Below are 20,869 nucleotides of genomic sequence, written 5' to 3'. Positions count from 1 at the left end.
GCTTTTGCTACCGAATGCCGTATCGAACTGAGCTGCCGGCGGGCGTGCGGCTGTCCCGACAATCGTGATCGGGCTCAGCTCCGACGCACCTGCACGAGCATCTTGCCGAAGTTGCGCCCTTTCAGCATGCCGATGAATGCTCCAGGAGCATTCTCCAACCCCTCGACCACGTCCTCGCGGTACTTGATCTGTCCCGCCCGGAGCCATGCGCCAACCTCGCGCCGGAACTCATCGGCTTGCGATGCGAAATCCCTCACGATGAAACCGCGCAGGGTCAGCCGTTTGCTCAGGATCGCCCGCATTAAAAGCGGCGTCCGATCAGGGCCAGAGGGAAGGGCGGTGTCATTATAGTGGGCAACAAGCCCACAGACCGGGATGCGTGCGAAGTCGTTGAGCAGCGGGAACACGGCATTCCAGACCTCGCCGCCCACGTTCTCGAAATAAACGTCGACGCCATTCGGGCAGGTTTCGGCAAGCCTCCCGGACAGGTCGGGCGCGCGATGATCGATGGCGGCATCGAAACCGAGGTCACTCCGAAGGTAGGCACACTTTTCCGGGCCTCCGGCAATGCCGACCACATGGCAGCCCTTGATCTTGGCGATCTGGCCCACAAGCGAACCAACCGGGCCAGCTGCGGCCGCGACCACGACGGTTTCGCCCGGCATGGGCCGGCCAATGTTCAGCAGCCCTGTGTAGGCTGTCATGCCCGGCATGCCGAGGACGCCCAGAGCTGTCGACAATGGTGCCAGGTTCGGATCAAGTTTGCGAACGCCGTCGCCATCTGCGACGGCGTATTCCTGCCAGCCCGAATGGCTGAGCACGAAGTCTCCGGGCGCAAAGCCAGGATGGTTCGAGGTCACAACTTCCCCGACGGTGCCGCCCTCCATCACATCGCCGATCTCGACCGGTTTGGCGTAAGACTTGGCGGCGCTCATCCGGCCACGCATATACGGGTCGAGCGAGAGCCAGAGGATCCGGATCAGGACCTGACCAGGGCCGGGCTCCGGAGCGGGTGCGGATTCGAGGCGGAAATCGTCCGTCGCGGGCTCGCCTTCCGGGCGAGCGGCGAGAACGATCCGGCGATTCGTCGGCTCCGTCACGAATGCCTCCTCATGGCTGGTCCCGAAACACGCTTGCCGTGCTGGTCACAGGCGCAGGACTCCCCCGAGACGATATCATGGCGCGCCGGGCCAGACGAGCCGATCGACTTGAAGGCCGCGCAGCACCCGCCGGAGTGCGGCGACCCGAGGGAACTCGCCTGCCCTCGGGATGACCACGGACGTGCTGGAGGGCTGCTACGGGCACCATGCGTCGACGCACAAGGAGCGCGCGCAAGGCGGTGGGCGGGCAGGGAGGGCGAAAAGGGACGGCCTGAACAAGCTCCGAATTCGAAGGACTGTCCGGTTGAACCCTTACTCGGGAGAAACTTGCCCGGGAAGGCCCTCGGGAAAAGGCCTTAGCCCTCAATCGGTTGAATGGTCGGAGTGGCAGGATTTGAACCTGCGACCCCCACGTCCCGAACGTGGTGCGCTACCAGACTGCGCTACACTCCGACACCGAAATCATCGGGAAGGCCGGTCTTATAGCGGGGGGCACCCTGCGCCGCAAGAGGGAAAACACGCTCGGCCGCGATATTGCCAAGCCCGCGAAATCGCGGTTGCCAGCCTTGCGTCCGGCGATTATGTACACCGCACTTCGCAAAGCATTGGGGCGTAGCCAAGCGGTAAGGCAGCGGTTTTTGGTACCGCCATTCCCAGGTTCGAATCCTGGCGCCCCAGCCACGCTTCCATTGAAGCACGCGAGCCGCCGGCAGGGCGAGGACGAGGTCCAAGCTTGCGTCCTTCGCCCTTGGGGGCGCTCAAGCGCGGCGCCAAAGGCCTTGCTGACGGCTTCGTCAACCGCCTCCGCGATTCCGTCGTTCATCGCGGTGTGATGGCCACCTGCAACCTCATGTTCGGTCTATGCAGGCATAGGCCGTGACTGTCATGTTACCCCTCGATTGCCTTCCAGCCCTTCTTAGGGACATTGAACATGGATTGTTCGGGGCAAATCCCTTGGTTCGCAGCCCTTTCTCCGCGCTTGAGTGAGGATTCCAAGTGCTATATGGAGTCGACCGACCATATAAAATTAAGAACTTCCCAGCTTTCAGCAGGATGAGCAGTGGATCAGTCCCTTCCGAGAAATGTCACGCGCGTGCGTGAAGGAAGTCCGAATGTCGGCCGTCACCAGTGGCAGGACATTGCGATCATTATACTACTCGTCAGTCTAAGCATTGCTTTCAAGCTGATTTTTGAATCATCATATCCCTATCATGTAAATCAGAAGATTTTGGAGAGCGTCGCGCTAATCTTGCGGGAAAGCCCATTGCGAGCCCTTTTGCCAGAGGAACTCGAGCCTGGACGATTTCATTGGGTACCCACAAGCCTTCTCCCATTCTATGCACTGTCGCAGCATTTATCGCCCTTCCAAATCTATCTTGTCCTAAGCTCGCTGACAGGCGTTACAGCTTATATGTTGTCACGACTGTCTGGGCGCCCACGCATCTTTGCCATTACGTTGGCTTTGTTGCTTATGTTTGGGACGCAACTGAGCTATGGGTCTACGCTTGGCCTGACGCTTCTGCACTACTTGGTCGTGACTTATATTTTGCTGAATATGTATGCCGTGGGGGTTTGTGTTCGGAGAGGGATATCTCTTGCGTCATTGTCCCTATTTGTATCGAGCCTTACTTTGCTCATGCTTTCCACTGAGCTATGGATCAATTACGCGCTCGGGCTTCTGCTCAGCTGCGCATTTCTCTCATTCTGGGCACGGGCAGGGCACAACAAATCCATCGCGTCCGTGTCTCGTAGTGTGGCGGTCGTCGTATTGGCTATGCTGGGCTTCTATCTTGCCATCCGCATGACCGTGGCGCGGCAATACATGCTGCCAGGAGCCGAGGAAGAGCTGATCTTTAGCTACAACAGCTTTGTTTTGATGGTGGAAGATTTCATTACGAATTTCTTCACGTTCCTCTACATGGCATTGTCGAATTTCCTACCATCCTTCCTCGCATCATCGAATTCCCTTACTTATCTCGGCGCTGACCAGATCCTTGCTGGCCAGAATGGTTATCATCCCGAGTTCCAGCATCTAGCGGTGATGAACCACCTCTTCTTCTGGCGCTTCCTAGCAGGCGTATGGGTGGCTGGGTTCCTGTTTGCCTTCTATCGTGCCCTCTGGATTTCGATTGAAGAGCAGTCGGGATTTCACGCGGCCGTGGTTTGCTGTATGCTGATCATCGCAACAGGCTGCTGTACTTATCTGCTCATTAAGTTCCGTCCTTATAACAGCACACCCGCCCTTCATTACAAAGCTATCATCAGCATTCTCGGGGTGGCGCTCCTTGTGAGTCTGTTGCTTGAGGGCGTGAAGTCCAAAATCTCCTCAAGCCGGACCTATCTTGCACTCGCCTGCGCGGTGTGGGCAGTTTTCCTGATTGGTAACATCACCCGTCCCGGAATGATCAAGGTTCAATTGCAGAATACCGGACTGACGGGCTACGGGGACCCTCTGGACATGATCCGCAGGAAGCTCGGCCCCCCGACTCGACCGGCAAACTGAGGGAGGCGGGAGAGTGCGGATCACTATTGTCAATTATGAGCTTCCGCCCCTTGGCGGCGGCGCGGGCAATGCGACGGCCAACATTGCTCGCGAGATGGCAGCCCTTGGGCACGAGGTCACAGTTCTTACTTCGCATTACAAGGAGCTTCCAAAAGCGGAAGTCATCGATGGCTATCGCGTGCGCCGCGTCTGGACGATCCGTCGAAGAGCCGATCGCTGCACGCCTCTGGAAATGCTCGTGTTCATGGTGTCCGCCATGACTGCACTACCTCGGTTCATCAGGCAAAATCGGCCATCGATTGTCGTCGCTTTCTTTGGAATCCCGTCGGGGCCAATCGCCTGGCTCGGCAAAGCCATGTTCGGAGTGCCCTACATTGTCTCTCTGCGGGGAGGGGATGTCCCGGGTTATCAGCCATATGATCTAGGTCTCTACCATAGACTTCTCCGTCCGGTGATCGTGGCGTTGTGGCGACGCGCCAGGGTCGTCGTGGCCAACAGCAGCGGATTGCGCGTCCTCGCCAACCGATCGACACCTGACCTTCCCATTCTGATCGTGCCAAATGGGGTCGATGCGGTGCGATTCCACCCAGGTGGCGGGCGCCAGCCGCGCCCCCGGGTCCGTCTCCTCTTCGTAGGGCGCCTTCAGCACCAGAAGGGTGTCGACGTTCTCCTCCGTGCGCTTGGAAGACTCGCACGGCGAGACCTCGAACTCCTAATCATTGGCGATGGTCCCGACAGGCATCTGCTCAGTTCCTTGACCGCAGAGCTCTCTCTTGAAGGCAATGTCACTTTCCACGGGTGGGCCGAAAGGGCCGAATTGCCTGAGCTCTACCGGTCCGCTGATGTTTTCGTTCTCCCATCGCGCGATGAGGGAATGCCGAACGTCCTTCTGGAGGCAATGGCCAGTGGCTTGCCAGCGGTCGCGACGCGCATCAGCGGGTCGGAAGACCTCGTCCTACACGGCGAGACCGGATTTCTCGTTCTGCCTGACGATGAGGAAGCACTAGCAAAGGCTCTTGCGGAGCTGTCCGACAATGTCGCCCTGAGAAATACCTTTGGTCGTAATGCGAGAAGTCGTGTAGAGCGCGAATTCACGTGGCGAGCTGTCGCAGAAGCCTATCTCGACATGGCGCAAGATACGCCGGGCCAGTCCCGGCCTTCCTCAAATAGGATTGTCAATGCAGTTTGACTTTGGCAAAAATTGGCTGAACTTCAGCAACAGTGCTCTGAACGCTCAAAAGGTTGAGCAGGCTCGCGACGACTTCCGCAGATTGCTGGGCGAAGTCCCGCTCAAGGGCCGATCATTTGTCGATATTGGCTTTGGTCAAGGATTGAGCCTACTCCTCGCTGCGGAAGCGGGCGCACGGGTGGTCGGATGCGACATTAATCCGAGATGCGCGGAGGCGCTCGATGCGACGTCCCAGTTTTTCGATAGGGATCTTACATCGCAGGTCTCGCTCGTGATCGGGTCCGTTCTCGACGATGGGACCGTCCGGCAGTTGCGCAAGCACCCGGTAGTTGCAGGAGCCGACGGATACGACGTTGTACATTCCTGGGGCGTTTTGCATCACACAGGAGAGATGAAACGTGCGATTGCAAATGCGGCATCGCTCGTCGCTCCGGACGGGCATTTTGTGCTTGCGATTTACAACCGTCACTGGACGTCGCTGCCATGGCTCTTGATCAAATGGCTTTATTGCAAATCACCGGCCTGGATTCAGAAGCTGCTTATTGCAGCACTCTATCCCGTGATCTGGGTTGCGAAATTTGCCGTCACCGGTAAGCCGCCAAGCCGCCAAACCCGTGGTATGGACTTTTACTACAATGTCGTTGACTGGGTCGGGGGCTATCCATACGAGTACGGCTCCCGTGACGAGATCAAGCGCATGGTCGGCGCACTTGGGTTCAAGTGTATTGCAGAGTATTCGGCGGAAGTGCCGACAGGATGTAATGAGTTCGTGTTCAGGCGTAGTCACGATTAAAGTCGAGGTCGGGGTGAATTCCCGAGAGATTTTTGAGCTGTTCAGGTCTTCGCCAAGTATGTTGATGACACGGTTGCGGCACCGTGCCGGGAGTGGATCAATGAGGACGTTTGTGTGTTGGGGCGTAAGGCGCCTCCCAGAAGCACTGGCGTCGGAAATATATGATCGTGCAGTCGATGGTGGCTGCGGCCAAGACGGGTCGCTGTGTAGGGGTAGCCTTACATGCTGCTTCTGATCAGCCAGAGCCTGCCCATCAATGCGCTGGAAATCGCGGCCGTCCTGCTAATCTGTGTGACCTGGGCGCGGCCGGTCCTGTATAAAGATGGTGCATGGGATGTCAGCATCCGCTCTCTGTTGTTCGGAGCTGTATTCGTCGTCGCAGCGTTTCTCTCCGCCAAAGAAGCGACGCAATATCTGACTGTTGACGATCAGGTCTTTGCCGACCAGATCCTGATCCCTGCCGATAGAGGCATTTCCCAGTGGGCCTACGGAGCATTTCATACCGGTCTTCTCATACTGGTTCCAATTGCCCGCGCTGCGGAGGGAGCCGGTCTTTCTCCTGCTGCGATTCACATGTTGCTGAAAGCTGTCTGGCTTCTTGTCGGATTGAGCGCCATGATTCTGATCGCTCTCCAGGCTAGTTTTCTAGCGGGCTACGACCGTTATATCCCCAGCCAGTCGCTGTTCGTTGCCGCGATACTAATACTTCTTCCGATCAACAATCTAGCTTTCAAGACGCTCAACTATGATCTCCTGTCGTTCTCGCTCGCGATCTACGGCGCGGTGCTGGCAGCGCGGGCGGTCAGGCGTGGCCATTTTCCAACACTCGCAATCGTATCCGCTGCCCTTGCTGCGCAAGAAAAACTCAGTGCCTCTCCAGTACTACTTATAATTATTATCGCAGCTTCGGTTTTTACAAAGCTAAATTCGGACGATTGCGGCCGCCAGCGCTTCAAAGACGGCACCCTTTTGGCGCTTCGTGGACTGGCAACCGCCGCAGTTGTGACGATCTCATCGACGATTTTTTTCGCATGGATTGGCCCATCAGGTCCGTTTCCGCAAGGCTTCTGGTGGAGTTGGTCCGATGCCCTTGTGAGCTGGACTTGGGCGCCTCTCATGTTCCTGGGGGGTGGAACGGCTTTTCTGCAACATCGGGCGATGGTCGCAGGCTGCTGTTTCGCTTTAGTTCTTGGAATGGCGGGGATTGCTCGGGTCCTGTGGCCGCTGGTTGAGCAGCATATCGCGAAGCGGAACTGGGCACCTCTCGCCGTAGCATCCATATGTGTTCTGATGGCATGCGGGGTAGTTGGCTTGTACCAAGTGCGCGCCTGGTGGTCGCCTTACCACCCCAATGAAGCCTCCGCATTACAAGAGTATTTTCCAGTTAATGGCGTTGTAATACACTTTGATGAGCGCACGGCTGTTCAACATTACATTCGTCATTTTCTTTATAGTGCGACGATTGTTCTGGTCTCGATGCCAACGATCTTGTCATTAGCTTTGGGTGCTTCCTTGGTGTTTGCCAAGAGTGTGCTGGGGCGTTTTCATCCTCTGGTCGCAATTTTCGCAGCTTACATCGTCGTCCAAATCGTTGCCTCAGCGGCTCTTAATGTTCCGGTCTCAAATCGCTACATCAACATCGGCTTGGCTGGAATCGGTCTGCTAGCGGCTCTGATAGTTATGACTCTCCTCGAGAGATCCCGCCTGGGCCTAGCAATCGTCGGGCCCGCAATAGTGGCGGTCATTGTCCTTGAGCTTCTTCCATTCCGTCCGAGCTTCGCCGCATTCCGCCCGTTCTGGGTAGAATATCCGAGCAGCGAGCAGGCAGAACCCGGCGGACTTAATCCCTCCTGGGTCGGATGGGGCGAGGAAGTCATGTTGGCCGGAAAACGGCTGGAGGCAGATTGTATCCGAAACGACGGCCGATTGAATGGAGTTGTCTGCAACAAAATAACATTGCGACCAGTAAAGTATTTTGGCCGATGGCTGCCTGGCCCAAAGGTAATCAGCATTATTCCGACATTTCCGGTAGGAGACCCATCGACCATGACTGAGCAGGATTACTACGTTATCGGGCGCCTGCCGCTCATGCAGGGCATGGTTATACCAACAATTAAGCCAGAGTATGCTTTGACCGCGAGAGGATATACCCTGGGTTGGGTCTGGCGCGGCGACCAGTTGAGAGAGATTGGCTTCAAAGCTGAACCATAAGGCGATGCTGTAGAGGTCGTGGGATGCACTCGAACGAGTTGCCCAGAACCTGGCCGCCTATCCTGGAGATTGCATGCGAAACATCGTTTGACGCCTTCAATGGCGGACGTTAAATCTCCCAGACACAATGGATTTGGTGCGCTTTTGGCGAAAGTTCAGCAAAGAATTTTAGCGAATGTTGGCCGGCGCAGTTTTAAGATGAGGAAAAGGGACAATGTCCCAAATCGATACAAAGACCGCCGAGTTCTATGATCAGTTCTGGCCCAAGTCGGTGCCGATCCTGGACAAGACGCGCGAATACATTATGGAGACCGTTACAGAGGCCCATGTGTCGCGGGCGCTGGACGCGGGCTGCGGACATGGTCTTTGCAGTGTCGTTCTGTCCGAACGTGCGGATGAGGTCGTCGGGGTCGACGTGTCTTCCGAATGTATCCAGACGGCACGGCAGCAGGCGGCTCGTTTCAACAGACACAACATCGCCTTCCAGCGCGAGGATCTGCAAAACCTGTCGCTTCCTGACGCAAGCTTCGATCTTGTTTGGTGCTGGGGCGTTGCGATGATGGCGCCCGACCCGATGAAGGTCATGCGCAATCTCATGCGTGTGACAAAGCCCGGCGGAACCGTCTACCTGGGGCTTTATCTTAAAACGTGGCTTTCGCCGGTTCATGAATTGACACGCCATTTCTGCCGCACCTTCATGAATGGTCCACGCCGAAAGAAGTTAGTCTGCGACTTCTTCACGGCCCTGACCAGTTTGCATGGCAGGATTGTTGGCTCCCAAACGAACCTTCGGGCGGACAACATTTCAATCCAGGCGCAGGTGGAGGACTGGTACTATCCTCCCTATAAGACTTTTTATTCCATTGAGGAGATCGTCGAGCTTTTCCGACAGAACGGCTTCGAAGCGCAATGCATCCAGGACCGCGTCGGCCGAATCAAGAGCGCAACGATCTTCGTCATAAAAGCGGTGCGGAATGGCTGAACTGTCGGAGTCCAATCGATCCGGAGTCCCGCTGGGGCCGAGCGGCGGTCGCAAGCTGAGCGATCACCCTGAGTTTGAAGACTTGAAGCAGATCCTGATCGACGGTTTCGTCCAAACCGGCTTCGACAAGGTGACACGCGTTCCTCTGCCTCATGTCGTCCGCGACATGCTGTCCGACAATCGAATCGACGAGCAGATTAAAGAAATGCGCCGTTACATGACCCTCGAAGGAAAGCGGATCCTCGAGGTTGGTTCGGGCTGTGGCGCCCTGGTAACGCGGGCCCGCATGGCCTATGGGCTCGATATTTACGGCATCGAGCCGAGTGTAAACGAGTTCACCGCAACATTAGATGTTGGAAAGCGTCTCCTCTCACATTTCGGCCTGCCCACGGATGCTCTGCGCGACGCATTCGGTGAAGACATTCCATTCCCGGACGAGCATTTCGATATGGTCTACTCGTCCAACGTGCTTGAACATGTTCAATCTCCTCAGGACGTAATTAACGAGTCGCTGCGCGTTCTGAAGCCTGGAGGGATTCTTCTCTTCGTAGTGCCGAACTATGGCTCCTGGTGGGAGGGGCACTACGGAACTCTCTGGATTCCGCATCTGCCGGCGCAGCTGGCGAAAATCTATGTTCGGATGCTCGGTCGGGACCCGCACTACATTGACACCCTAAATCTGTTGAGCAAAGGGAGGATCGAGAAGCTTCTGCGGCCGCACGAAGGAAAGGTGGAAATTCTCGACTGGGGGTTCTCCATTTTCGAAGAGCGCCTCCGCGGGCTGAGCTTCAGTGGCTGGGCCGCTCTGGCCACGGCAAGAAAAATCGCCCAGATCGTCCACAGGCTGCGTCTGGTCGAACCGGCCATTGCCTTGTCGCGTGTGTGTCACTGGGAGACCCCGCTGGTCCTTGCGGTGCGCAAAAACGTAGCAGCGGCTTAGAAGTTCACCTGCGGGCGTCAGTGCTGCCGGCCGCTCGGCGGAAAATTCCTGTCAACCGATGTCTCCGGACTTCCGAGAGAGTGGACTTGCAAGTGAAAGGTTGAGGGGCGATGTGCGGAATAGCCGGCTTCATTGGAGCGGGAGGGGAAACCACCCTTCGCAAAATGACAACAGCACTCGCTCATCGTGGTCCCGACGCAGGCGGCCATTGGGTGGATGAGAGGGCAGGCGTCTATCTCGGCCACCGACGCCTCTCCATCATTGACCTTGGTGGCGGCACTCAGCCGATGTGGACCCGGGACGGTACTCTCGGAGTGATCTTCAACGGCGAAATCTATAATCACGCTGAACTGCGCCAGGAACTCGTAAGAAGAGGGCACGTCTTCGTCAGCGATCACTCCGATACCGAAGTCCTTCTCCATGGATATCGTGAATGGGGAGAGGACATTGCAAACCGGTTGAACGGCATGTGGGCGTTCGTGATCTACGATCGTGAAGCCGCGGCCATTTGGATGTGCCGCGACCGGTTCGGCGAAAAACCGCTGTACTATGCCAACACACCGTCCTCGTTCGTTTTTGCCTCGGAGCTCCACTCTCTAGTCTTGCATCCAGGCGTCTCCCCGACGATTTCGCCGCTTGCGGTTCAGAAGTACTTCGCTCTCGGTTTCATCCCTGCGCCGAGTTCCATTTACCGAGAGGTCATGAAGCTGCCGGCAGGTCACAGTCTTCGCTATGATCTCTCCTCTCGACAAACTACCATCAGACAATATTGGGATTTCGTCCTGGAGCCTCAGGAGCGGCTTTCCGATCGCGCAGAGGACGAATATGCAGATGAGCTGCGCTTCCTTCTGTCGCGCTCCGTCAAGCAGCGTATGGTCTCTGATGTGCCAATCGGGATCCTTCTGAGCGGTGGCGTCGATTCGTCGGCGATCGCGGTTCTTGCGGCTCGGCACAGCTCTACCCCGATCAAGACGTTCTCGATGGGCTTTGCCGAGAAGACCTTTGACGAATCCTCCTATGCGCAACTGGTTGCAAAAGCCATCGGCTCCGAACATCACACCGACCGATTGAGAGGCGATAGCGCGATCGAAATCATGACGGAAGTATTCAGGAGGCTCGATGAGCCGATGGCCGATCCGTCCCTGCTTCCTTGCTTTCTGCTCTTCCGGCACGTGGCCAATCACGTGAAGGTTGCCTTGGGCGGGGATGGAAGCGACGAGTTGTTCGCTGGCTACGACACTTTTCGGGCACTGCGCTGGGCACAACTCTATAACCGGCTTGTTCCCTCCCGGTTGCGGGATCCGATCCAGTTCGTCGCTGGTCTGCTGCCACTCTCCCACCGGAATATGAGTTTCGACTTTCGGGTCAAGAGGACACTTCGCGGACTATCCGTCGAACCGCCCTTGTGGCTTCCAAGCTGGATCGGACCTCTCTCGCCCAAGGAACTAGGGGAGGTCATGGAGGCCAAGGTCGACATCGAGGAGGTGTATGAAGATGCGCTTCTGCAGTGGGGCAAGTGCAGTCAGGGCACTCTCCTCGACCGAACAATGCAGTTCTACGCCAAACTCTATCTTCAGGATGATATCCTGACGAAAGTCGACCGGTCGAGCATGATGCACTCTGTGGAGGTGCGTTCACCGTTCCTCGATAACGATGTCGTCGATTTCGTCAGGAAGATGCCAGGCCGATACAAGCTGCGGGGGGACGAAACCAAATATATCCTTAAGAAAGCCGTAGCCCCGCTGCTGCCGGACGATGTCGTGTATCGCCCAAAGAAGGGTTTCGGTGTGCCGATCGGGCAATGGATGGCTAGCGGAACGTTGCCGGTTCCAACGGAACTGGGCGTAGACCGCCTTTTCAGGAAGAAGGTGGTTCGGCGATGGAGCCAGGAGCATCTTGCCTCGAAATCCGATCACCGGAGCTTTCTCTGGGCCCGGCATGTTCTGGATCGTTTCCTCGCAAAGCCCGACGACGGCATTCTGCGAGCTTGATTTGCGCTGAGGGTTCGAAAAGATCACGATGTCACGGAATATTCGAACGCTTCTCATTGTTGCACAGATTGCCATTTCGATCGCTTGCCTGGGTTTCCTGGCTTTGGTAATCGACTGGCGAGGAGCCTTGATCGCACTTAAGGATCTTGGATTTCCGTCGATAGCCGGAGCGACCTCGATTTTCGTTGCGGCCCAGCTTCTTGCCGCGTGGCGCATGCAGCTCATGCTGCGGGCTGTAGGAGTGGTCCTGCCATTTGGTGAGGCTGCACGTTTGTGCTGGCTGGGATTGGCATCCGGCAACATCCTTCCCTCGACCATTGGGGGGGATATACTGATCATCGTTGCTCTCTCGCGGTTCGGCCGTCCCGTCGCGAGATCCGTGATGGGTCTCGTCCTCAACCGCGTCGTAAGTCTCTTGGCGACTCTACTCAGTCTGCCAGCAATGCTAGCCGTTCCAAAGCTCGTCGGCGTCACGCAGGCAATTGGCACTGCTCCACTGGCTGTATTCGCACTTCTTTGCGTGACGGTGGTAGCCGTCGGCGTCGTCGCACTGCGTCTGCGTTCGTTCCTCGCCAAGCAGTTGAGCGTGATTAGAGAGATAGCTGCATCCTGTCGCAATCAGTATCGGTTGATGGTAGGGGCGGTTTCCCTTAGCCTCAGTATTCTCGTGCTTGGGGCGATCACCATCCAGCTCCTTCTGCCGGACCTGCCCGGCGAGCAGACATTTGTACCCATCTTGGCCATCATCAGCCTCGTAATGGTCGCGCAACTAATTCCCATCTCCTTCAACGGATTGGGCATCCAGGAGGGCCTGCTGACGACATGTCTCTCGTTGGTTGGTTGGACCTTGGAGAGCGCTGCCGTTGCGGCGATTGCGATCCGGCTCATTACGGTCTGTGTCAGCCTGCCGGGGCTTCTCTGGATTGGGTTGCTTTGGCGGCATCGGGCAGAGCCGGTCGCGGGGACCTGATCCACCTGTCGGGTGTGTCCCGCTTCAGGCAAAACGCGCTTAAGCTTTTCTGGGACGCTCGCGCAACAGGCGGGCGGGTACCCCTCCGACCACGGCAAATGCCGGAACGTCCTGCCGAACCACCGCTCCTGCTGCTACGATGCTGCCTTTCCCGACGTGCGTGCCCGCCAGAATAACCGCATGGGCCCCAAGCCAGACATCGTCATTGATGACGATCTTCTTGCCCGTCGAGCCTTGATTGCGGATTGGCTGTGTGATGTCGCTGAATTCGTGAGTAGTGGAGACAATGGTCGTGTGAGTGGCGATGCTGCATGCCCGTCCGATGTCGACATCACCTCCGCCATAAATGATTACATACGGACCGAGTGCACTCTGGTCGTCAATGTGAACGGTTCCGCTCTGGCACTGGATGAAGCAACCCTCGTAGAGTTCCACGCCGCATCCCATCTCGATCGTGCCATTTGCAATTAGGGTTACACGTCCGATCAAGCGACTCCCTCGGCCGATCCTGATCCGGAATGGATAGTAGATGCGTGCGTCCGGGGACACGAAGGCTTGCCAGCGCAGGCTGAGATACACGGCCGTCAGCCAATGAGGGAGTGGACGTGCCCTGAGGGCCTCGAACAGCAATTTTCCAATGGCCCTCACGAAACGCTCCCTGAATCGACCCGCCCGACGCCGTCCATGCGACGTGATATCGCTGAGCAAATGAGAGTATAGCCGTGGTACAGGCCGGCACACATCCAATCAACCCTCTTACCCTGGGGGGCCCTCAAATGGACCACGTCGTGCTGACCTCACAGGTGGCTGGAGCGGCTGCGTCGATTGACGGACGCTCATTTTTGTAAAACTGGAAGGAGCGGGCAGGCCTTGGCCAGCCGAAGCGCAGAGCCGCTGGGCCTAAGTGCATTGGCGCCCTTCTCCGAGCAGAGTCCGAGCACGGCAGGACAGGTGCCATGGCAAGGCTGGCCCTTCCCGCGGATTCGGATAGGGTCCTACGTCCAGCATGCCTTCTTCCGAAATAATAAGCCAACGTATACAAATCCCTCGCCTGATGAGCGGCCACAACCACCTTCTGCGATGATTGAATTCATGGTCACCAAGTCCTTGCGCCTCCGCTTTTATGCGGATATTAGCCGTGGTGTGCCGAGGCTTTATTATGAACGCCGAATCTTATTCAGAAAGCTATGCTGACCGTAGGGGCGTCGCGCCCCAGAAAACGAGTTCAACACTCGCCTCTATGAGCAATCCTTCCCTTTCGATTATCGTTCCACTTTATAACGAGGAGGAAAATGTTCAGCTTCTCGTGGACGGCATTCTGCCGGCGATGGAGACACTGGGAGGCAACTTCGAAGTCATTCTTGTGAACGACGGCAGCCGTGATCGGACCGGCGAAATCATCGCAGGAATCGCTATGCGGGATGAGCGGATCAAAGTCATCAACCTCCGCAGGAATGCCGGTCAGACGGCGGCCATGATGGCCGGATTCGATCATGCAAGAGGTGACATCATCATTCCCATGGACGGCGATCTTCAGAACGATCCCGCCGATATTCCGCGCCTTCTCGCAAAGCTTGGCGAGGGTTACGACGTCGTCTCTGGCTGGCGGAGGGACCGGAAGGACAAGCTCATCGTCCGCAAGGTTCCAAGCTGGCTTGCCAATCGCATCATTTCCTGGGTCTCAGGGGTCAAGCTCCACGACTACGGCTGCACTCTCAAGGCCTACCGTCGCGATGTTCTCTCTGGTGTCCGCCTCTACGGGGAGTTGCACCGGTTCGTGCCTATCTTTGCAAGTTGGCAGGGCGGGAGAATCGCAGAGCTTCCTGTTAATCACCGCGCCCGCCAGTTCGGGGTATCGAAGTACGGGCTCAATCGTATCTTCAAAGTGGTGCTCGATCTGATCCTCGTGCGTTTCCTGACGAAGTACCAAGCGAAGCCGATTTATGTTTTTGGCTTCATTGCCGTGCTCTTCTTCACTGTCGCGTTCGTTGCGGGGCTTTATGCTGTGTTCCTGAAGATCGCGGAGGGAACCGCCTTCATTCAGACGCCCTTGCCCCTGCTCTTCGTGACCGGCTTCATGAGCGGCATGATGTGCATTCTTCTGGGACTTATCAGTGAAGTTCTGGTGCGAACCTATTTTGAATCGCAGGGACGGACGCACTACATCATCGGCTCGACACTGAATATAGCCCCTATCAAGTAATCATGTGCGGAGTAGCAGGCTTCGTTGGTAGCGGAGCGGAAGCAGATCTCGATGCGATGATCAGTTCCCTTGTGCACCGAGGACCGGATGGAAGTGGGGCCTTCATCGATCCGGCACATCGGGTCTTCCTCGGCCATCGACGCTTGGCGATCATTGATGTCGCAGGTGGCACGCAGCCGATGTCGCACCGAGAGGCCGGTACGACGATCGTGTTCAACGGAGAGATCTATAATCACCGAGAGCTGAGGCGCCAGCTCGAGTCTCTCGGGCAGCGCTTCATCACGGATCATTCCGATACCGAGGTCATCATCCGGGGCTACGACCAGTGGGGTGATGCCGTTGTCGAGCGTCTCGATGGAATGTTTGCATTCGCCATCCATGATGCAAAGCGCGGAAAGCTCCTTCTCGCTAGGGACCGCTTTGGCGAGAAGCCGCTCTTTTATCATGCGGCGCCCTCAGGTCTCGTATTTGCATCCGAACTATCAAGCTTAAGAAAGCATCCCAGCGTTGCACATCTTCCGCTGGATCGCCGATCGCTTCAGAAGTTCTTCGCATACTCTTTCCTTCCCGGCCGCACGACGCCTTATCAGAACGTCCATAAACTTCTGCCCGGTGCGATACTTTCGTACGATATCGCGAATGGTGACCTGCAGGAAAAGCGCTATTGGCGTTTTTCGATAGAGCCCGATGTCCGGCCCGAAGGTGATGAGGCCGACTGGATCGAAAGGGTCAGATCGCTTCTTCAGGAGGCTGTGCTGTCGCGCCTCGAGAGTGACGTTCCGCTTGGCATTTTTCTTTCAGGCGGCATCGACAGCAGCGCCATTGCCGCCTTCGCTCATCAGGGGCGCCCCCACACAGGAGTCTCGACATTCACGATTGGATTCAACGAGGCGTCATATGATGAATCCGCTTATGCCGAAGAGATGGCCAAGTACATCGGCTCAAAGCATCATGTCGAGCAGTGCGACGTGGCGTTCATGCTCAAGTCTGCCCAGAAAATCCTGGAAAGACTTGGGGAGCCTCTAGGCGATCCATCACTCATCCCGACATGTCTCCTGTCGGCACACGCTGCTCATCATGTCAAGGTTGCTCTTAGCGGAGATGGTGGAGACGAACTCTTTGCGGGCTACGATCCATTCAAAGCTCTGAGGCTCGCGAAGCTTTATCAGGGGCTGGTGCCACGCCCAGTCCACGCCGCGATGCGCATGATCGCAGCAAGACTCCCCATTGCGGATGCCAATATGAGTTTCGATTTCAAGTTGAATCGAGCTCTGCGCGGGATGTCTTACAAGCCATCTGTTTGGAACCCCGTCTGGCTTGCCGCGCTCGACCCTGACGATATCACCCGCATCTTCGGAGAGCGTGTTGCTATTGACGAACTCTATGAAGACGCCATCACGCTTTGGGATAGCTCCCGAGCCGCAAGTCCTGTCGATCGAACGCTTGAATTCTATACGAACCTCTATCTGCCAGATGACATATTGGTGAAGTCGGATCGAGCCGGAATGATGAACAGCCTGGAAATCAGGGCGCCATTCCTCCATTCAGAGCTTGCCGATTATGCAAGAAGGCTTCCGTTCCATACGAAATTTCGCGGCGGAACTACGAAGTGGATCTTGAAAAAGGCTCTCGAAGGAGTCCTGCCACCGGCGGTACTGAAGCGCCGGAAAAAAGGGTTTGGTATTCCGATTGCTCAATGGCTGCGGCAAATGAATACACCTGTTTGGAAGCCAATCCCAGGTTTGGATGACCGAATATTCCATAAGTGGGATATGGAACATCGGGCACGCCAGAAAGATCATCGAGGCGGGCTTTGGTGTCGTTTCGTCCTCGATAATACCGTAGGATGAATCTAATCTACCGAGTTATCTTGAAAGGATTTGCTCCCGAGCATTCCACCTGACCGGATTGTTTGACCGAGTCCGAAATCCGCGAGACGTCCATCGTCGACTCGGGCATCATGACCTCGTGTTCATGATCGCATCAGCTTTGCCGCAAACCCGGACAAGGTGGGGGCGAAGGAGCGAAGAATGGAATTCATCCCGAAACGCCTCGTGGTTGGAAGGCTCGACACGCCGATCGGCGTCGCGCTCGTGACGACAGACGAGAGGGACGTTCTGCGCGCACTGTTCTTCGACGGGTTCGAGGAGCGGATGCTTCGGAGTATCCGCTCTCACTACCACGGCATCGCGATGGAACAGGGCAAGGTTCCGGACCGCATCCATCAGGCACTCGCCGCCTATTTCGACGGCGACGGCGGAGCTTTTGCTGGGCTGGCATGGGCAACGGGCGGCACGCCTTTTCAGCGGCGGGTCTGGGCCGCGCTGACCGAGATCCCGCCAGGAGCCACATGGAGCTACGGTGCGCTCGCCGTGAGAATCGGAATGCCGAAAGCGGTCCGCGCCGTCGGTCTCGCCAACGGCGCCAACCCCATCAGCGTGGTCGTGCCCTGCCACAGGGTCGTCGGTGCCGACGGCTCATTGACCGGCTATGGCGGCGGCCTGCATCGAAAGCAATGGCTCTTGGCCCATGAGGGGGCCGTCCCCCGGGATCAGCTCCGTCTGCTCTGAAGCGGAGCGACGCGCGGCCGTCCCGGGCGGAACTCTCCACTTGTGGAGGCTTGTCCATTCAGGGCAGACAAGCGGCAGCATTCGCGGGCAATATGCTCCCGTCGCAAAGCGGGAATCGGGCACGGGTCGAATGTCACTGAATGCGGATCTCTTGAAGGCGCTTCCTTCCGATCATGGGGAGGCTGCCCTGGCGGGGAGGGTGTGGCGTCCCGGCATCGGGCCGTCGGTCGTGGCTATCCGGGCAGAAGGGGTGTTCGACATTTCGGACGCCTTTGCCACCATGAGTGCGCTGTGCGCATCGTCAGACCCGGCCCATGCCGTGAAAACCGTGCCGGGCGAGCGGATCGGTTCGCTGGACGACATTCTCGGCAATACGCCGCCCGATACCCGCGATGCGGCGAGGCCATGGCTTCTCGCACCGGTCGATCTCCAGGTCATCAAGGCCGCCGGCGTGACCTTTGCCGTGTCGATGCTCGAACGGGTGATCGAGGAACGGGCCCGGGGCGATGCGTCCTCCGCCGCCGCGATCCGCGCCGAGGTCACCCGTCTCGTCGGCGACGACCTGAGCCGTCTCAAGCCGGGCTCGCAGGAAGCCATGGATCTCAAAACGGTGCTCGTGGCGCAAGGCGCCTGGAGCCAGTATCTGGAAGTCGGAATCGGCCCGGACGCGGAGGTCTTCACCAAGGCGCCGACCCTGTCGGCGGTCGGGACTCTCATGGAGGCTGGCCTCCATCCCAAATCCACTTGGAACAACCCGGAGCCGGAAGTCGTCGTGGTCGTGACGGGGCAGGGGCGCATCGTCGGGGCGAGCCTGGGCAACGACGTCAACCTGCGCGATTTCGAAGGGCGCTCGGCGCTGCTCCTCTCGAAGGCCAAGGACAACAACGCCTCCTGCGCGATCGGTCCCTTCATCCGCTTCTTCGACGGTGGCTTCTCTCTCGACGACGTGCGGCGCATGACGGTGAGCCTGACCGTGGAGGGCGAAGACGGCTTCCGGCTCGAGGGATCGTCCTCGATCGCCAGGATCAGCCGCGACCCGGAAGACCTCGTGGCCCAGACCATCGGCTCGAACCATCAATATCCAGACGGCTTCGTCCTGTTCCTCGGCACCATGTTCGCGCCGACACAAGACCGCGACGTGCCGGGAATGGGCTTTACGCACAAGCCCGGCGACATCGTCACCATCGCCGCGCCCGGCCTCGGTGCGCTGACGAACCGCATGAAGCCGAGTTCGGAATGCGAGCCCTGGACCTTCGGTCTCGGTGCGCTCATGACCAACCTCGCCCAGCGCGGCCTGCTCAGGTCGCTGGCGGATCCTGGAATCCGAGAGGGCGATACGCCCGGCCGCCCCTGAACGGTCGGCTTGCGATCTTTTCCGCGCCTCGCGTGTTGTGTCTGACACGGTTCATCGGAAAGCGGGCGAGGATGACGGCGGACGACAGGATTCTCGATTGTCTCATCGTGGGAGGAGGCCCGGCAGGATTGACGGCCGGTCTCTATCTCGCCCGGCTCAAGCGACGTTTCGCCATCATCGACGGGGGCGACCCGCGGGCGGCGTGGATTCCGAAGAGCCACAATATTCCCGTTTTTGCGGAAGGGATCTCGGGGTCCGAACTTCTGGCCCGGCAGCAGGCCACGCTCGGGCAATACGGGGTCAGGCCCATCACCGGAACGGTCACGGGTCTGCGCAAGGAGACGGATCGGTTCATCGGTGTCGTCGAAGGAGAGGGCGGCAGCCGCCCGATCGCGGCGAAACGGGTGCTTCTCGCAACCGGCGGAATTGACGTAGAGCCGGATCTGCCGGACCTTCCCAACGCCGTTCAACGCGGCCTCGTGCGCTACTGCCCGATCTGCGACGGCTATGAATCGCGTGACAAGCGGATCGCAGTGATCGGCTATGGCGACCACGGGCTCGGGGAAGCGATCTTCATTGCGCGCACCTATTCACGCGACGTGACTCTGCTCACCCTGGGCGAGCCTCTGCAGAAGCCGTTGAAACGGCAGGAGGAGATCGATGCGCTCGGCATCGCCGTGATCGAGGATCCGGTCGAGCGGCTCGATCTCGAGGGCGACCGCATCGCGGCGCTCCATGCAGGGAGTCAGGAGCTTCGCTTCGACGTCCTCTACTCCGCGCTAGGGTTGAAGTATCGTTCCGATCTCGCCCTCTCGCTCGGAGCCGACCACGACCCCTCCGGTGGGCTGATCGTCGACAACCACTGTCAGACGAGCGTGAAGGGCCTCTATGCGGCCGGCGACATCGTGCGCGGACTCGACCAGATCGTCATCGCCATGGGCCACGCCGCCACCGCCGCCATCGATATTCACAACCATTGCGAGATGCCGACGGAGGACGAGCCCGGCGGCGCGTGAGACCATCAGCTCAGCGCCTTGGCGAGGAGGGGCAGGCTCGTGTCCATCCGGTAATCCACCGAGGAGTGATTGTCGTGAAACTCCTCGTAAATGTGGGCGATCCCGGCTGTATCGAGCTTGCGGTGCAGAAGGCGCGAGCCATAGACCATGTTGTATTGGTCGATGTCGCCGCAATCGATGTAGAGGCACTTCAGCTTGCGGAGCGCGTCGCGATGCTGCTCGTCGTCCGCCATGCGCAGCGGGTCCCAGCGCAGCCAGTTGGCCCAGCGGTCATGAATCAGCTCGCAGGTCTGCAGATCCACGGGCAGGCGGACACCATAGAATTCCTCCGGGGCGGGGTCGAAGGTCGCGGCCTGCGCCAGGATCATCATCGCGTGCCAGTCCGCGTCCTTGGCCTTCGGGCCGGCCTCGAATTTGCGGATGAAGGTCTCGGTGGACATGCCGTGATCCGCGAGGTGTCGGAGCGTGTTGGCGAATTCCCCAAGATGGTAGAGGAACTCGAAGCCGACATCGCCCGAATGGCTTGCCGCCGCCGACCACACGGATCCGCCATGGCGCAAGGCATGGACGAGGGCGCCATAGCCGCCCGAACTCTTTCCGAACACGCCCCTGCGGCCCTCTCCGCCGCATGAGAAGCGCTCCTCGACGAAGGGCAGCATTTCCCGGATCAGGAAGGTCTCCCAAGGGCCGGTGGCAGCGCTGTCGATATATTGATTTCCGCCGAGCCGCGTGAAGCAGTCGGGGAACGCGACGACGACCGGCGGCATGGCTCCCGTTCCGATCAGCCGGTCGAGACGCTCGGGGACATTCTCGCCGTAATTCTTCCAGTTCGTGTGGCCCGGGCCGCCCGCCGTGTAGCCGACCAGATCGACAAGAAGAGGGAGCCCCCGCCCGTCCTGGCCCGCCGGTACATAGACGTCGATGCGCCGGCGTGCCGGATCGCCGAGGAGGTTGCCTCTCAGGCATTGGCTGTCGAGCCAGAGACTGTGCACGGTTCCTTCCGGCTGATTGTAATCCTTCCGCATAGTCACCTCGTCTGCTGAAGGC

16 protein-coding genes and 2 tRNA genes are annotated in these 20,869 nt (G+C 58.2%); 14 read left to right on the top strand and 4 right to left on the bottom strand.

Going from position 1 to position 20,869, the window contains the following annotated elements; genetic code table 11:
* Positions 1 to 74 precede the first annotated feature (74 nt).
* Positions 75 to 1,100: an NADPH-dependent curcumin/dihydrocurcumin reductase gene (gene curA, locus AC522E_RS13625; RefSeq protein WP_500746799.1), complete on the bottom strand. Its 1,026-nt coding sequence runs from the start codon at positions 1,098 to 1,100 to the stop codon at positions 75 to 77.
* A gap of 376 nt (positions 1,101 to 1,476) precedes the next feature.
* Positions 1,477 to 1,553, bottom strand: a tRNA-Pro gene (locus AC522E_RS13620).
* A 153-nt stretch (positions 1,554 to 1,706) separates the two neighbouring features.
* Between AC522E_RS13620 and AC522E_RS13615 the strand changes: the two genes are divergently transcribed.
* From AC522E_RS13615 to AC522E_RS13575, 9 genes are all read left to right on the top strand, one after another.
* Positions 1,707 to 1,781 (top strand) — tRNA-Gln (locus AC522E_RS13615).
* Positions 1,782 to 2,160: 379 nt separating this feature from the next.
* On the top strand, positions 2,161 to 3,603 hold the full coding sequence (locus AC522E_RS13610) for a hypothetical protein (protein ID WP_500746798.1): 1,443 nt from the start codon (positions 2,161 to 2,163) through the stop codon (positions 3,601 to 3,603).
* A gap of 13 nt (positions 3,604 to 3,616) precedes the next feature.
* Positions 3,617 to 4,792, top strand: coding sequence for a glycosyltransferase family 4 protein (locus AC522E_RS13605; RefSeq protein WP_500746797.1), 1,176 nt, complete (start codon positions 3,617 to 3,619; stop codon positions 4,790 to 4,792).
* Complete coding sequence (locus AC522E_RS13600; RefSeq protein ID WP_500746796.1) at positions 4,782 to 5,585, top strand: class I SAM-dependent methyltransferase; 804 nt, start codon at positions 4,782 to 4,784, stop codon at positions 5,583 to 5,585. The genes AC522E_RS13605 and AC522E_RS13600 overlap by 11 nt, the downstream gene beginning before the upstream one ends.
* 222 nt (positions 5,586 to 5,807) lie before the next feature.
* Positions 5,808 to 7,796 carry a hypothetical protein gene (locus AC522E_RS13595; protein WP_500746795.1) on the top strand — a complete coding sequence of 663 codons (1,989 nt, stop codon included), beginning with the start codon at positions 5,808 to 5,810 and terminating at the stop codon, positions 7,794 to 7,796.
* Between the two features lie 214 nt (positions 7,797 to 8,010).
* On the top strand, positions 8,011 to 8,778 hold the full coding sequence (locus tag AC522E_RS13590) for a class I SAM-dependent methyltransferase (RefSeq protein ID WP_500746794.1): 768 nt from the start codon (positions 8,011 to 8,013) through the stop codon (positions 8,776 to 8,778).
* Positions 8,771 to 9,718 (top strand): class I SAM-dependent methyltransferase, encoded by a 948-nt coding sequence (locus AC522E_RS13585; RefSeq protein ID WP_500746793.1) that lies wholly within the window; start codon positions 8,771 to 8,773, stop codon positions 9,716 to 9,718. Before AC522E_RS13590 ends, AC522E_RS13585 begins: the two co-directional genes overlap by 8 nt.
* 110 nt (positions 9,719 to 9,828) lie before the next feature.
* A complete protein-coding gene (gene asnB, locus AC522E_RS13580; RefSeq protein WP_500746792.1) occupies positions 9,829 to 11,709 on the top strand; it encodes an asparagine synthase (glutamine-hydrolyzing) in 1,881 nt (626 codons plus the stop codon).
* Between the two features lie 28 nt (positions 11,710 to 11,737).
* Positions 11,738 to 12,679: a lysylphosphatidylglycerol synthase transmembrane domain-containing protein gene (locus AC522E_RS13575; RefSeq protein WP_500746791.1), complete on the top strand. Its 942-nt coding sequence runs from the start codon at positions 11,738 to 11,740 to the stop codon at positions 12,677 to 12,679.
* Positions 12,680 to 12,718: 39 nt separating this feature from the next.
* On the opposite strand, the gene AC522E_RS13570 is transcribed toward AC522E_RS13575, so the two are convergent.
* A complete protein-coding gene (locus AC522E_RS13570; RefSeq protein ID WP_500746790.1) occupies positions 12,719 to 13,327 on the bottom strand; it encodes an acyltransferase in 609 nt (202 codons plus the stop codon).
* A gap of 436 nt (positions 13,328 to 13,763) precedes the next feature.
* On the opposite strand from AC522E_RS13570, the gene AC522E_RS13565 reads away from it, so the two are divergent.
* From AC522E_RS13565 to AC522E_RS13545, 5 genes are all read left to right on the top strand, one after another.
* Positions 13,764 to 14,882: a glycosyltransferase family 2 protein gene (locus tag AC522E_RS13565; protein ID WP_500746789.1), complete on the top strand. Its 1,119-nt coding sequence runs from the start codon at positions 13,764 to 13,766 to the stop codon at positions 14,880 to 14,882.
* Between the two features lie 2 nt (positions 14,883 to 14,884).
* Positions 14,885 to 16,732, top strand: a complete 1,848-nt coding sequence (gene asnB, locus AC522E_RS13560) for an asparagine synthase (glutamine-hydrolyzing) (protein WP_500746788.1) — start codon at positions 14,885 to 14,887, stop codon at positions 16,730 to 16,732.
* A 180-nt stretch (positions 16,733 to 16,912) separates the two neighbouring features.
* Positions 16,913 to 17,452 (top strand): methylated-DNA--[protein]-cysteine S-methyltransferase, encoded by a 540-nt coding sequence (locus tag AC522E_RS13555; RefSeq protein ID WP_500746787.1) that lies wholly within the window; start codon positions 16,913 to 16,915, stop codon positions 17,450 to 17,452.
* Between the two features lie 130 nt (positions 17,453 to 17,582).
* Positions 17,583 to 18,806: a fumarylacetoacetate hydrolase family protein gene (locus AC522E_RS13550; protein ID WP_500746786.1), complete on the top strand. Its 1,224-nt coding sequence runs from the start codon at positions 17,583 to 17,585 to the stop codon at positions 18,804 to 18,806.
* A gap of 71 nt (positions 18,807 to 18,877) precedes the next feature.
* Complete coding sequence (locus AC522E_RS13545) at positions 18,878 to 19,822, top strand: NAD(P)/FAD-dependent oxidoreductase (RefSeq protein WP_500746785.1); 945 nt, start codon at positions 18,878 to 18,880, stop codon at positions 19,820 to 19,822.
* A 5-nt stretch (positions 19,823 to 19,827) separates the two neighbouring features.
* Here AC522E_RS13545 and AC522E_RS13540 read toward each other — a convergent pair whose 3' ends face one another.
* Complete coding sequence (locus AC522E_RS13540) at positions 19,828 to 20,847, bottom strand: alpha/beta hydrolase (RefSeq protein WP_500746784.1); 1,020 nt, start codon at positions 20,845 to 20,847, stop codon at positions 19,828 to 19,830.
* Positions 20,848 to 20,869: the final 22 nt, after the last annotated feature.

The sequence above is a fragment of the Microvirga sp. BF8 genome (genome assembly GCF_059888585.1).
The sequence above is the reverse complement of the archived record's forward strand: the minus strand, read 5'-3'. Positions and strand labels throughout refer to the sequence as shown.